General features: G+C 69.9%; 11 protein-coding genes. 7 read left to right on the top strand and 4 right to left on the bottom strand.

Translation table 11 applies throughout. The annotated features are described in order from the left end of the window. Nucleotides 1–229: 229 nt before the first annotated feature. The gene (locus D9V36_RS30900; protein ID WP_129296651.1) at nt 230–1,399 is read right to left on the bottom strand and encodes a steroid 3-ketoacyl-CoA thiolase; all 1,170 of its coding nucleotides are present in this window, start codon (nt 1,397–1,399) and stop codon (nt 230–232) included. Nucleotides 1,400–1,711: 312 nt separating this feature from the next. Between D9V36_RS30900 and D9V36_RS30895 the strand changes: the two genes are divergently transcribed. The 4 genes from D9V36_RS30895 to D9V36_RS30880 all read left to right on the top strand — a co-directional run bounded on the left by D9V36_RS30895 (nt 1,712) and on the right by D9V36_RS30880 (nt 5,303). Next, a complete protein-coding gene (locus tag D9V36_RS30895; RefSeq protein ID WP_129296650.1) occupies nt 1,712–2,944 on the top strand; it encodes a cytochrome P450 in 1,233 nt (410 codons plus the stop codon). A gap of 368 nt (nt 2,945–3,312) precedes the next feature. After that, a complete protein-coding gene (locus D9V36_RS30890) occupies nt 3,313–3,933 on the top strand; it encodes a DUF6230 family protein (protein ID WP_129296649.1) in 621 nt (206 codons plus the stop codon). After that, the gene (locus D9V36_RS30885) at nt 3,924–4,433 is read left to right on the top strand and encodes a DUF6114 domain-containing protein (protein ID WP_129296648.1); all 510 of its coding nucleotides are present in this window, start codon (nt 3,924–3,926) and stop codon (nt 4,431–4,433) included. Before D9V36_RS30890 ends, D9V36_RS30885 begins: the two co-directional genes overlap by 10 nt. 171 nt (nt 4,434–4,604) lie before the next feature. After that, the gene (locus D9V36_RS30880; RefSeq protein WP_129296647.1) at nt 4,605–5,303 is read left to right on the top strand and encodes a hypothetical protein; all 699 of its coding nucleotides are present in this window, start codon (nt 4,605–4,607) and stop codon (nt 5,301–5,303) included. A 127-nt stretch (nt 5,304–5,430) separates the two neighbouring features. Here D9V36_RS30880 and D9V36_RS30875 read toward each other — a convergent pair whose 3' ends face one another. Further along, the gene (locus D9V36_RS30875) at nt 5,431–5,814 is read right to left on the bottom strand and encodes a hypothetical protein (protein WP_431357710.1); all 384 of its coding nucleotides are present in this window, start codon (nt 5,812–5,814) and stop codon (nt 5,431–5,433) included. Next, nucleotides 5,811–7,460, bottom strand: a complete 1,650-nt coding sequence (gene ctaD, locus D9V36_RS30870; RefSeq protein WP_129296646.1) for an aa3-type cytochrome oxidase subunit I — start codon at nt 7,458–7,460, stop codon at nt 5,811–5,813. The genes D9V36_RS30875 and ctaD overlap by 4 nt, the downstream gene beginning before the upstream one ends. Before the next feature lie 126 nt (nt 7,461–7,586). Here ctaD and D9V36_RS30865 point away from each other — a divergent pair, with 126 nt between their 5' ends. The 3 genes from D9V36_RS30865 (at nt 7,587) to proP (ending at nt 11,558) form a co-directional block, all read left to right on the top strand. Beyond that, nucleotides 7,587–8,264, top strand: a complete 678-nt coding sequence (locus tag D9V36_RS30865) for an RNA polymerase sigma factor (RefSeq protein WP_129296645.1) — start codon at nt 7,587–7,589, stop codon at nt 8,262–8,264. After that, nucleotides 8,257–9,300 carry a CU044_5270 family protein gene (locus tag D9V36_RS30860; protein WP_129296644.1) on the top strand — a complete coding sequence of 348 codons (1,044 nt, stop codon included), beginning with the start codon at nt 8,257–8,259 and terminating at the stop codon, nt 9,298–9,300. Before D9V36_RS30865 ends, D9V36_RS30860 begins: the two co-directional genes overlap by 8 nt. A 761-nt stretch (nt 9,301–10,061) precedes the next feature. Next, the gene (gene proP, locus D9V36_RS30855) at nt 10,062–11,558 is read left to right on the top strand and encodes a glycine betaine/L-proline transporter ProP (RefSeq protein WP_129296643.1); all 1,497 of its coding nucleotides are present in this window, start codon (nt 10,062–10,064) and stop codon (nt 11,556–11,558) included. Nucleotides 11,559–11,810: 252 nt separating this feature from the next. Here the strand turns inward: proP and D9V36_RS30850 are convergent, their stop codons facing one another. After that, entirely contained in the window at nt 11,811–12,662 is an 852-nt protein-coding gene (locus tag D9V36_RS30850) for an AraC family transcriptional regulator (RefSeq protein WP_129296642.1), read from the bottom strand. Nucleotides 12,663–12,707 lie beyond the last annotated feature (45 nt).

Raw genomic sequence — 12,707 nt, 5'->3', positions numbered from 1 at the left:
CGACGCTACGGAGATCGCGCACCCCGCGGAATGCGGGTTTCCCCCCAACTCACCTGGGGTTTCCCCCAGGTTGAGTGAGGACGCACCCCTGAGGCTCCGCACCCACAACGCAGGTCAACCGACCCTGACCCCGGCCCTGACCCGGCCCCGGCAACCGTGCTCCCCCTCGCGGCGGCGGCAACCGTCCTCCCCTCGCGGCAGCACCCTCCGCCACCCGCTCCGCCAGTCCCTAAAGCCGCTGGATGATCGTCCCCGTCGCCAGCGCCCCGCCCGCGCACATGGTGATCAGGGCGAACTCCTTGTCCCGGCGTTCCAGTTCGTGGAGTGCGGTGGTGAGGAGCCGGGCGCCGGTGGCGCCGACCGGGTGGCCCAGGGCGATCGCGCCGCCGTTCACATTCACCTTCTCCAGGTCCTGCTCGAAGACCTGCGCCCAGGACAGCACCACGGAGGCGAAGGCTTCGTTGATCTCGACGATGTCGATGTCCTTGAGGGACATCCCGGCCTTGCCGAGCACGGCCCGGGTGGCGTCGATGGGGCCGTCCAGGTGGAAGTGCGGATCGGAGCCGACCAGCGCCTGGGCCACGATGCGGGCCCGCGGCTTGAGCTTGAGGGCGCGTGCCATGCGCTTGGAGGCCCACATCACCGCCGCGGCACCGTCGGAGATCTGCGAGGAGTTGCCCGCCGTATGGACGGCGGTCGGCATCACCGGCTTGAGGCCGCCCAGGGCCTCCAGGCCGGTGTCACGCAGCCCTTCGTCCCGGTCGACCAGCCGCCACATGCCCTGGCCCGCGGCCTGTTCGTCCTCGGTGGTGGGGACCTGGACGGCGAACGTCTCCCGTTTGAAGCGTTCCTCGGCCCAGGCGGCGGCCGCCCGCTCCTGGGAGCGCAGGCCGAGCGCGTCGACGTCCCCGCGGGTCAGCCCCCGCTTGCGGGCGATCCGTTCGGCCGCCTCGAACTGGTTGGGCAGGTCGACGTTCCACTCGTCGGGCCAGGGCTTGCCGGGGCCGTGTTTGGAGCCGCTGCCCAGCGGCACCCGGGACATCGCCTCGACGCCGCAGCCGATGCCGATGTCGATGACCCCGGCCGCGATCATGTTGGCGACCATGTGGTTGGCCTGCTGGGAGGAGCCGCACTGACAGTCCACCGTGGTCGCGGCGGTCTCGTACGGGAGGCCCATCGCCAGCCAGGCGTTGCGTGCCGGGTTCATGGACTGTTCACCGGCGTGGGTGACGGTGCCGCCGACGATCTGTTCGACGCAGTCGGGCTGGATGCCCGTACGGGCGAGGAGTTCGCGGTAGGTCTCGCCCAGGAGATAGGCGGGGTGCAGGTTGGCGAGCGCGCCTTGGCGCTTGCCGATCGGGGTGCGTACTGCTTCGACGATGACGGGTTCCGCGGCCATGACTGACTCGTCCTCTCCTCGCGTCCGCGGGGCGTCCCGGCACCCACGGAAGAAGAACTAGTACGCGTTCTAGTTCTGCCACAGTCTTATGAGCCCTCCCCCGGGGCGCAAGGGGCATGCAACGCTGTTGGCCGGAAAGGGAGTCGCCACGGCCCTTGCTAGTTGCAGAACTCGTCACTACCTTCACCGCGACCCATATCTGATGCACCGTCAGACATCGCCGCACACCGCACACCGCACACCGCACACCAGACGTCACATACCAGACGCCACACGCCAGACGCCGGCCGCCGGATGGACCAGGAGTCGCCGATGCCATGCCCCGCGTTGCCCGAAGGGTTCGACTTCACCGACCCCGACGTCTACCAGTCCCGCGTTCCGCTCCCGGAGCTCGCGCAGCTGCGGCAGACCGCGCCCGTGTGGTGGAACGCCCAGCCGCACGGCGTCGCCGGCTTCGGTGACGACGGCTACTGGGTGGTGACCCGTCACCAGGACGTCAAGGAGGTGTCCACCAAGCCGGAGATCTTCTCCGCGAACCTCAACACCGCGATCATCCGCTTCCAGGAGTCCATGACCCGCGACCAGATCGACGTCCAGAAGCTGATCATGCTCAACATGGACCCGCCCGAGCACACCCGGGTCCGCCAGATCGTGCAGCGCGGCTTCACCCCGCGCGCCATCCGCGCCCTGGAGGACGCACTGCGCGACCGGGCGGCGCACATCGTCACCGAGGCACGCCGGAAGGGCTCCGGCGACTTCGTCACCGATATCGCCTGCGAACTCCCCCTCCAGGCCATCGCGGAACTCATCGGCATTCCCCAGGACGACCGGGCCCGGATCTTCGACTGGTCGAACAAGATGATCGGGTACGACGATCCCGAACTGGCCATCACCGAAGAGGTCGGCGTCAACGCGGCCATGGAGCTGATCTCGTACGCCATGAACCTCGCCGCGGCGCGCAAGGAGTGCCCGGCCCAGGACATCGTCAGCCGGCTGGTGGCGGCTGAGCACGAGGGGAATCTCGGCTCGGACGAGTTCGGCTTCTTCGTGCTGCTGCTGGCGGTGGCCGGCAACGAGACGACGCGCAACGCCATCACCCATGGGATGCACGCCTTCCTCACCCACCCCGACCAATGGGAGCTCTACAAGCGCGAGCGCCCCGGGACGGCGGCCGAGGAGATCGTGCGCTGGGCAACGCCGGTGGTCTCCTTCCAGCGCACCGCCACCCAGGACACCGAACTGGGCGGGGCGAAGATCAAGAAGGGGCAGCGGGTGGGGATCTTCTACTCCTCCGCCAACCACGATCCGGAGGTCTTCGACCGTCCCGAGGTCTTCGACATCACCCGCGACCCCAACCCCCACCTGGGGTTCGGCGGCGGCGGACCGCACTTCTGCCTCGGGAAGTCCCTTGCGGTCCTGGAGATCAACCTGATCTTCAACGCGCTCGCCGACGCCATGCCTGACATCAGCCTGGCGGGCGACCCGCGCCGGCTCCGCTCAGCCTGGCTCAACGGGGTCAAGGAACTTCAGGTTCACTACGGCTGAGCCGACCGGCGCAACGGCCGACGGCGAGCACGGAGCGGCGAGCGGCGAGCGGCGAGCACCGAGCAGGGAAAGCCGGACCGGCGGTATGTCCGAAAACGGTTCCACCCTCAACCCTTGCCAGCCGCCATGGGCAGACTTACATTCAACTCGCCGGTAACAATTGGTAGTTCGGCATTTTCGCGCACCGCTCGACACCGCGCACCCCCGAGCCGCACAACTTCCCCCGTGGATGCACAGGCCGGCTCCCCGCGCGACTTCAGCACCACCCGCACCTTGCACACCCGCACCTTGCACACCCGCACTTTGCGCATCCGCACCCCACACGTTCGACAGTGCGCTCCACCGCTCTTCGAAGGGGACATACCATCATGAAGGACGCACACGGCAGACCCGTCACGGGACGTATCAGCTGGCGGAAGTTCGCCGTGCTGTCCGTTCCGGCCCTCGCCGGCACCGCCGCCCTGGGCATCGCCCTGGCCAATGGGGCGCTGGCGGCGTCATTCGCCGTCTCGGGGCAGCAGTTCAAGGTCTCCGCCGACAGCCTCACGGGCGAGGGGTTCGCCCAGTACGGCGGTGTGGACGCAAACGCCAGGGGAGATCTCCTGCCGGTCGCTGTCACCGCCATCAAGTCGGCCCAGATGAACCACCTGTGCCAGTCGGTCGTCACCCATCTGCCGGTCATCGGCGATATCTCGCTCAACCTCAGCGCCGGTACGGGCGGCAAGCCCGTCGAGGCGACCAATCTCTTCGTGGACGCCACCCAGCTCTCCGGCAATGCGACCTTCCACCAGATCGAGATCGGCCGGGACGCCTCCACCCTGGACAAGGGGCCGGACAGCGCCCAGGGCATGCAGGACCTCTTCGCCCAGCAGGCCGATGACATCAACATCAGCAGCCTCCGGCAGACCGCCTGGGCCACCAACGCGGGGACCTTCAAGCTGTCCGGCCTCAATATGAAGATCTCCAAGGGCAAGAAGGAATGCTTCTGACCTGGCGGCGCTGGCGGAGGGGGCGGCCCTTCTGGGGCGGTCTGTCGGCCGTCCTCGCCGGCGCCGAGATCTGCGCCATCCCGCTGGCACCGCTGAAGATCATGCTGCAACAGGGCATCGCGGGTATCCCGTCGGTGCTGATGGGGCTGGTGATGATCGTGATGGGGCTCTCGGCGTGGTTCGCGCCGCACTACCGGGGCCTCGCGGGCGTGCTCACCGTGCTGTGCGCGGCGGCCGCGCTGGTGATGTCCAACCTCGGCGGCTTCCTGATCGGCACCATCATCGGGATTCTCGGCGGCTCGATGATCTTTGCCTGGCAGCCGGTCGCCCCTGCGGAAGCCGAAACCGCCACCGCCACCCCATCCGCACCCGCACCCGCACCCGCACCCGCCGCAACCACCGCTGCTCCCGGGGCCGTTCCCGAGCCCGGGACCGTTGCCGAACCCGGTGCCCGTGCCGAGCCCGGCAGCAGCGCGCGGCCCGCCCCCAGCGAACCGTAAGCCCGCCGTCGGCCGGCGTCGGCCGGCGTCGGCCCGTACACGCACCCCCGTACGTACACCCCCACACCTGCCCGCGTACGGAACCGGAGCCCGGCCCGCACCACCCGCCGCACCGCGCCGTCCGGCACCCACCCGCTCCCTCCGGCACCCACCCCTCGAAGGAGACCCACGATGACCATGACGCAGCCCGCCCGGCACACACCCCGTCAGCGCGCCTTACTCACCGCCGGCACCGGAGTCGTCGCGGCCCTCGGTTTGTCGCTCGCCATGACGGGCTCGGCGACGGCACAGCCCGCCGGGGCACCGTCCGCCGCGGCAGCGTCCACGACCGTGAGCCCCGCAGGCCACAGCTTCACCGCCACGCTCAGCGGCAAGGCCACCTTCAAGGCCGGTTCGGTGACCGTCACCTGCACGGTCTCCTCCTCCAGCGGGCAGGTTCCGGCCGCGCCCGGCAACCACAACCCGGCGGGCCCGGTCAGCAGCTCCACCACTCCGGCCACCTACAGCTCCTGCACGACGAGCATGCCGGGCGTCAGCGCGAGCGTCACCACCAGCGGCACCTGGGGCGTGGCCATGCAGAACGGGGCGCCGGTGACCGCCGGACTGACCATCCCCGTCGGCGGTTTCGTGCTCAAGACCAGCGGTCTGGCGTCCTGCACGGTGACCGCGGCCCCCACCTCGGCGGCCACGGTGAACGGCACCTGGACCAACGGCGCGCCCTCCACTCTCGGCTTCACCAACGCACAGGTGCCGGTGAAGGTGACGGGCGGTTTCGGCTGCCCGACCAGCGCGACCACCTCGACGTTCAACGCCCTCTACAAGGTCGGTGACACCACCGCCCCCGCGTCCCAGATCACCGTCACGGGCTGAGCGGCGGACGGGGCACGGGTGACGGGTGACGGGTGACGGGCCGTTGTAAGCGGGCGTCACCCGCGCCCGCACCCGCCCTCGGGGGAACGTCCCCGTTCCTGCCGCACAGTCGGCCGTCGCGTCGCTCTCACCGTACGGCCAGGCCGGCGGCCGCGACGGTGACCAGCGCCGCCACGGCCACCGTGCCGCTCAGCAGCCCCGTGATCAGCCGTCGCCGCAGGGCCCGGTAGACGCCTTCGTATTCGGTCCGCAGAGCGGTGCTGCGAATCGCGATGCGCTCCAGATAGGCACGTGAGGTATCGCGCTGGTCCTGGCAGTAGCGCCATTCCACTTCCCGCCGCTGGGAGTCGGTGAGCCAGGGCAGGCCGGCACAGAAGGCCTGCGCGCGGACGCGGGTCCGGTCCTTCTCCGCCTCCCAGAGGAGAAATCCCTCGATCTCGTTGATGGCCTGGTCCCACTGCATTTCCTCGCCCCACTGAATTCCCTCGCTCCTCCGCGTTCCCTCGCTCATGTGCGTGCCCCGATGCCGGCGGCAGGCGTTTTCCCGGCGGCATCCGCCAGGGCCTTTCCGCCCCCTGCGATCTCCGGGTGGTGCAGATCGAACGCCGGGGATTCGGAGCGAATGCGCGGCAGGGTGAGGAAGTTGTGCCGCGGCGGCGGGCAGGACGTCGCCCACTCCAGCGAGCGGCCGTAGCCCCACGGGTCGTCGGCCTCGACCTTCTCGCCGTACTTCGCCGTCTTCCAGACGTTGTAGAAGAACGGCAGCAGGGAGAGCCCGAGGAGGAAGGAGAAGATGCTGGAGACGGTGTTCAGGGCGGTGAATCCGTCCGCGGCGAGATAGTCGGGGATACGCCGCACCATGCCCTCGGCGCCCAGCCAGTGCTGGACGAGGAAGGTGCCGTGGAAGCCCACGAACAACGTCCAGAAGGTGATCTTGCCCAGCCGCTCGTCCAGCATCTTGCCGGTGAACTTCGGCCACCAGAAGTGGAAGCCCGCGAACATCGCGAAGACGACCGTACCGAACACCACGTAGTGGAAGTGCGCCACCACGAAGTACGAGTCCGAGACATGGAAGTCCATCGGCGGCGACGCCAGGATGACACCGGTCAGACCACCGAAGGTGAAGGTGATCAGGAAGCCGATCGTCCACAGCATCGGCGTCTCGAAGGACAGCGAGCCCTTCCACATCGTGCCGATCCAGTTGAAGAACTTCACACCGGTCGGCACCGCGATCAGGAACGTCATGAACGAGAAGAACGGCAACAGCACACCGCCCGTCACATACATGTGGTGCGCCCACACCGTGACCGACAGACCGGCAATCGACACCGTCGCCGCAATCAGACCCATGTAACCGAACATCGGCTTCCGGGAGAACACCGGAATGACCTCGGAAATGATGCCGAAGAACGGCAAAGCGATGATGTACACCTCTGGATGACCGAAGAACCAGAAAAGATGCTGCCAGAGCAACGCCCCGCCATTCGCGGCATCGAAGACATGCGCCCCGAATTTACGGTCCGCCTCCAGCGCGAACAGCGCCGCCGCCAGCACCGGGAAGGCCAGCAGGACCAGCACACCGGTCAGCAGCACATTCCAGGTGAAGATCGGCATCCGGAACATCGTCATGCCGGGAGCCCGCATGCAGATGATCGTCGTGATGAAGTTGACCGAACCGAGGATCGTACCGAAGCCCGAGAAGGCCAGACCCATGATCCACATATCGCCGCCGATACCCGGGGAATGCACGGCGTCGGAGAGCGGCGCATACGCGAACCAGCCGAAGTCCGCCGCCCCTTGAGGGGTCAGAAATCCCCCGACCGCGATCAGCGAACCGAAAAGATAGAGCCAGTAGGCGAACATGTTCAGCCGGGGAAAGGCGACATCGGGCGCGCCGATCTGCAGCGGCATAACCCAGTTCGCGAAGCCGGCGAACAGCGGCGTCGCGAACATCAGCAGCATGACCGTGCCGTGCATCGTGAACGCCTGGTTGAACTGCTCGTTCGACAGAAGCTGGTGGCCCGGACGGGCGAGCTCGGCGCGCATCAGCAGCGCCATCACTCCGCCGACGCAGAAGAACGCGAAGGCGGTGACCAGATAGAGCGTGCCGATCGTCTTGTGGTCAGTGGTCGTCAGCCACTTCACGGGAGATCTCATGCCCCGTAGGTGTCCGCACCCGCCGCGGACGTCACAGGGGGCGAGGAACGACGGGCCCCGACAGCCGGTGGCAAGTCTCACCCCGGGAGGTGTGACGATCAGGGCCATGCCGGACACCAAGGGTTCATGAGCACGGACGACGCCTTCGCCGAGGCCTATCGCGCGCACTACTGGGCGGTCAGCCGCTTTGTCGCGCGACGGCTGGACGGGCAGGCACACGAGGTCGAGGAAGTGGTGGCGGAGGTCTTCTCCATAGCCTGGAGACGCCGCACCGAACTCCCCGACGCGCCACTGCCCTGGCTGTACGGGGTGGCCCGGAACTGTCTGGCCAATACGGTGCGGGGGCTGGGCCGTTACCGGCGGCTGCTGCACCGGCTCGGCAACCACGAGGCGGCGCACCAGCGGCAGACCGTGGAGAGCCCGGACGTGGAGCGGCCCGGCTCCTGGGTGCACGAGGCGCTGGCCCGGCTCTCCCCCGCCGACCGGGAGGTGCTGCGCCTGACGGCCTGGGAGGAACTGACCGTCGAGGAGCTGGCGGTGACCCTCGGCTGCGGCCGGAGCGCGGCGGCCATGCGGCTGCACCGGGCGCGCGGCCGGCTCCGTACGCAGATCGAGCGGATGCGGCAGAGAGGCGCCGCCCGGCCCGACGCGCGCCCGCCACGGCCCGACGCGCCCCCTGCCCAGCCATCGTCACCCCCTGCGCAGCCCCCCTCACCAGCCGCGCAGCTCCCCTCACCAGCCACACCGCCCAGAGTGACCCACCACCCCGTACCGACCCGAGCCGGAGGCCGCCGCCATGACTGAGGAACTGGAGCTGCTGCGGCAGGCCGACCCCGTCTCCGCCGATGAGGGGCCCTGGCGCGACCGCCCGCTGACCGCATCGGCCGAGGCCCGCCTGCAGGCGTTGACGGCCGGCGCGAGTGCGAGCGCGAGCACCCGCGGCCGTCCGCGACCCGTCCGCCGCCGCCGTCTGGTGCTGGGCCTGACCGCCGTGTCCTCGGCCGTCGTCGCCGCCCTCGTCCTCACCTTTTCCGGTGCCGGCAGCGGCCCCGCCGTCGCGGCGCCCGTCGCCCTCGCCCTGCACGCCGATGCGCCGTCCGTCCCGCTGGACGTCCTCGCCCGCCGGGCGGAGGCCAGGGCACGGGCGGCCGGTGCCGCGGACGGGCCGAGCCGGGGCAGCCATCTGCAGAGCTGGTACATGAGCATGGAGTCGGGCCCCGACGCCGATCCGCCCGTCACCGTGCCCGAGGAGCGCATCACCCGCTGGCACGACGACGGCAGCGGCTCGGAACTCGTCGTGGCCACCGACCCGCGGCACCCGGGCCGCCCGGTGATCCACGACAACGACGGCCACTGGCAGACGGTCAGCGACGGCAAGGTGCTGCACCGCAAGACCTATCCGGCGGGCTCGGAGGCACAGCACAGCGGCCTCGCCTCCCGTACGAGGCCGTCGACCGACCCCGCGGCACTGCGCGAACAGCTGTCGTGGCTGTACGGCGGTCCCGGCAACACCCGTACGACTCCGGAGCTCCTGTCGGCGCTCTCCTCCTTCCGCCAGGAGTGGACCCCGGGCCCGCGCGAGACGGCCGCCATCGTCCGGATGCTGGCCGACGCGGGCGGGCTGCGGCAGGCGGGCGTGGTCACCGACCGGCTGGGCCGGCGCGGGCAGGCGTATGTATACGACGGACCCGACGGCGCCGCGAACTCCACCCGCCAGATGGTGATCTTCGATCCGCGCACCGGCGAACTCCTGGGGCTGGAGATCACCTTCACCAAGGACGCGCCGGAGTTCAAGATCAAGGCGGGGGAGGTCATGTCGTACGAGGCGTGGATGCCGTGAGGCGTGGATGCCGTGAGGCGTGGATGCGGTGAAGCGCGGCTGCGGTGAAGCGCGGCTGCGGTGAAGCGTGGCTGCGGTGAAGCGCGGCTGCCGTGAAGCGGACGGCGCGAAGCGCGGCTGCCGTGAGGCGCGGACGCCGGTACCTGCGCCGCCAGGAGGGTCTGGATTCCGGGCAGGCCCGGCGGCGCGCCATGGCGACCGGCCGGGCCCGCGCCCGAGTGGCGGGGCCGGCGGTCATGGCCGATCCTTGAGGGAACGCGACGATCCACCTCGGCGCGGCGGTCGGAAGTGTGCCGCCGCGCCGCTTCCGTGTCGGCCGCGCCGCTCCCATGTCGCCCGCACCGTTTCCGCGCCGGCCACGCCGCCTCCCTGCCCGCCGCGGCACCCCGTCGTCCGGGGCCACCCCCTCCGTCCCCTCCACCCCCTCCCCCGCATACGTGGCACACCCATGCAGGCCTATGCGCAGCGCCATACACGGCACACCCCACGCGTGGCCCACCTCACAATTCACCGAAGGTTGCAGCGGATCACCGCGATATGGATCACAGACATAAGTGCCGTGGATTGCTGCGCGAGAGGGCGTTTACCCAGCAAGGAGCGGGTATACGGCCACCTGCGCGGTCGTCCGCGCACTGTCCGTGATGATCCGGTCTGCCCCTATGGTCGACCTTTGCCCGCCGCTCCACGGCGGGCTTTGGCCCGCCACCCCGTGGCGGGCGGAGTCATGTTGTCGTCCAAAGAGAGCGCAGGCGAGCGAGCACGTGCCGACGCATTCCACCGTCGCCCCCGGGCCCCGTAACCCCGTCGGCAGCCGTGCCGATACCGCATCCGACCCGCAGGGGCGGGCCGGAGATCCGGCACAGCAGCCATCGGACGAGGTGACCGTCGTCGATCCGGCGATGGTCAAACGCGCCGTGTCGGCGGCCGCGCTCGGCAATGCGATGGAGTGGTTCGACTTCGGCGTGTACAGCTACATCGCGGTCACCCTCGGACACGTCTTCTTCCCGTCCGGGAATCCGACCGCGCAGTTGCTGTCGACGTTCGGGGCGTTCGCAGCAGCGTTCCTGGTCCGCCCCATCGGCGGCATGGTCTTCGGGCCGCTCGGTGACAAGATCGGCCGGCAGAAGATCCTCGCGATCACCATGATCATGATGGCCGCGGGCACCTTCTCCATCGGCCTGATCCCGTCCTACGCCTCCATCGGCGTCGGGGCGCCCATCCTGCTGCTCGTCGCCCGCCTGGTACAGGGCTTCTCCACCGGCGGCGAATACGGCGGCGCCTCCACCTTCATCGCCGAGTACGCGCCCGACAAGAAGCGCGGATTCCTCGGCAGCTGGCTGGAGTTCGGCACCCTGGCCGGTTACGTCGGCGGCGCCGGCCTGGTCACGCTGATGACCGCGCTGCTGTCCACCGACGCCCTGACCTCCTGGGGCTGGCGCATCCCGTTCCTGATCGCCGGACCGATGGGCATCATCGGCCTCTACCTGCGGATGCGGCTGGAAGAGACCCCGGCCTTCGCCCAGTTGGAGAAGGAGGCGCGGACCAAGGAGAAGGCGCGCCGCGAGGCCGAGAAGCGGATCGGCATCCGCGAGATGATCTTCGGTCAGTGGCGGTCGATGCTGCTCTGCGTCGGGCTGGTCCTGGTCTTCAACGTCACGGACTACATGCTGCTGTCGTACATGCCCAGCTACCTGACCTCGGAGCTCAAGTACGACGAGACGCACGGACTGCTGGTCGTGCTCGCGGTGATGGTCCTGATGATGGGCGTCCAGCCGTTCGCGGGCCGGCTCACCGACCGCTTCGGCCGCCGTCCGGTCATCGGCGCGGGCTGCATCGGCTTCCTGGTGCTGTCCGTGCCGGCCCTGCTGCTGATCCGGCAGGGTTCGCTGGCCGCCATCGCGCTGGGCATGGCCGCCCTCGGCCTGCTGCTGGTCACCTTCACCGCGGCCATGCCGTCCACGCTGCCCGCGCTCTTCCCGACCAAGGTGCGCTACGGCTCGCTGTCGATCGGCTTCAACGTGTCCGTGTCGCTCTTCGGCGGGACGACGCCGCTGGTGGTCACCGCCCTGATCGGCGCGACCGGCAACAAGATGATGCCCGCCTACTACATGATGGCGGCGGCCGTGATCGGCGGCATCGCCGTCCTGCTGATGTCGGAGAGCGCCCGCAAGCCGCTGCCCGGCTCCCCGCCGGCGGTCGAGACCGAGGCGGAGGCCCGCGAGGTCCGCAGCGCGGCCACGGCCGGATCGGCAGCCTGACCGCACACAGCGCAGCACCGCGCGCCCTGGCAGACGACGGCCCGATCGGGTCCTTCACCACTGCCGCTTCATTCCGCCCCGCCGGTCCGACCGGCGGGGCGGAGTGCGTGTGGGGCGGAGTGCTGTGTAGGGCCTCAGGTCCGCTGCCTCAGGTCCGCTGCCTCACGTGTAAGGCTCACGCCTGCGGCCTCACGTGTACGGCTCACACCTACGGCTTTCACGGCTCACGCCTGCGGCCTCACGCCTGGCGCCTCATGTCTGCGCGCCGGCCCCACGGAAGGCACCCGGCGTGACACCGAAGCAGCGCACGAACCAGCGGTGGAAGTGGGCCTGGTCGGCGAAGCCGGCCTCGGTGGCCGCCTCGGCGGTCGGCCGGCCGTCGACGAGGAGCGTGCGGGCGCGGCGCAGCCGCAGCAGCCGCTGGAAATCACTGGGCGCCATGCCGTACTCGGCCCGGAACGCCCGGTAGAGCGCAAAGCGGCTGCAGCCCGCCGCATCGGCGAGATCCTGGGCGGACAGCGGCTGGTCGTAGGCCGCCGTCAGCAGCTCGCGGACGCGCCGGGCCGCCGGTGCCTGCGCGCCCGGGGGCAGTTCGCGCGGTCCGGCGGGCGTGGCGCCGCGGGACGCGTTGCGCCGCACCATGGCCTCGACGGCCGCGGTGAGCCGTTCCTCCCGCACCAACGGGTCCGCGCCGCCGACCAGTGCCGGGTGCAGCCGGCGCAGGGCGCGGGCCAGCACCGGGTCGTCGACGACCGGACGGGCGAACAGCGGCATGGCGCCCCGGCCGTCGGTGACATCGTCGAGGACGTCGCGGACCACGTCCGGGCCGATATGCATGATCCGGTAGGTGAAGCCGAGTTCGACGGCGGACTCCCCGTCGTGCGGGTCGTCCGGATTGAACGCCATCACCATGCCGGCCGCGCTGGTGTGGCCCGCACCGCGGCAGGTGAAGCGCTGGGCGCCGGTCTCCGTCACGGCGAACGAGTAGGCGTCATGACTGTGCGGGTGGAAGACATGGCGGACGAAGTGCGCGTGCATCGCTTCCAGGGGCCGCTCGGGGTCGCGCCAGTAGCGCGCCCAGTCCCCGCCGTGCTGCCTGCTCATCACTCCAGTCTGCCGCGCCGCACCAGCGTTCAAGACGGCCGTCCG

Source organism: Streptomyces lydicus (assembly GCF_004125265.1).
Taxonomy (GTDB): domain Bacteria; phylum Actinomycetota; class Actinomycetes; order Streptomycetales; family Streptomycetaceae; genus Streptomyces; species Streptomyces lydicus_C.
The sequence above is the reverse complement of the archived record's forward strand: the minus strand, read 5'-3'. Positions and strand labels throughout refer to the sequence as shown.

Excerpts from the sequence above, each read along its gene's own strand:
- D9V36_RS30900 (WP_129296651.1), bottom strand. The coding sequence starts at position 1,399 with ATGGCCGCGGAACCCGTCATCGTCGAAGCAGTACGCACCCCGATCGGC.
- D9V36_RS30895 (WP_129296650.1), top strand. The coding sequence starts at position 1,712 with ATGCCATGCCCCGCGTTGCCCGAAGGGTTCGACTTCACCGACCCCGAC.
- D9V36_RS30890 (WP_129296649.1), top strand. The coding sequence starts at position 3,313 with ATGAAGGACGCACACGGCAGACCCGTCACGGGACGTATCAGCTGGCGG.
- D9V36_RS30885 (WP_129296648.1), top strand. The coding sequence starts at position 3,924 with ATGCTTCTGACCTGGCGGCGCTGGCGGAGGGGGCGGCCCTTCTGGGGC.
- D9V36_RS30880 (WP_129296647.1), top strand. The coding sequence starts at position 4,605 with ATGACCATGACGCAGCCCGCCCGGCACACACCCCGTCAGCGCGCCTTA.
- D9V36_RS30875 (WP_431357710.1), bottom strand. The coding sequence starts at position 5,814 with ATGAGCGAGGGAACGCGGAGGAGCGAGGGAATTCAGTGGGGCGAGGAA.
- ctaD (WP_129296646.1), bottom strand. The coding sequence starts at position 7,460 with ATGAGATCTCCCGTGAAGTGGCTGACGACCACTGACCACAAGACGATC.
- D9V36_RS30865 (WP_129296645.1), top strand. The coding sequence starts at position 7,587 with ATGAGCACGGACGACGCCTTCGCCGAGGCCTATCGCGCGCACTACTGG.
- D9V36_RS30860 (WP_129296644.1), top strand. The coding sequence starts at position 8,257 with ATGACTGAGGAACTGGAGCTGCTGCGGCAGGCCGACCCCGTCTCCGCC.
- D9V36_RS30850 (WP_129296642.1), bottom strand. The coding sequence starts at position 12,662 with ATGAGCAGGCAGCACGGCGGGGACTGGGCGCGCTACTGGCGCGACCCC.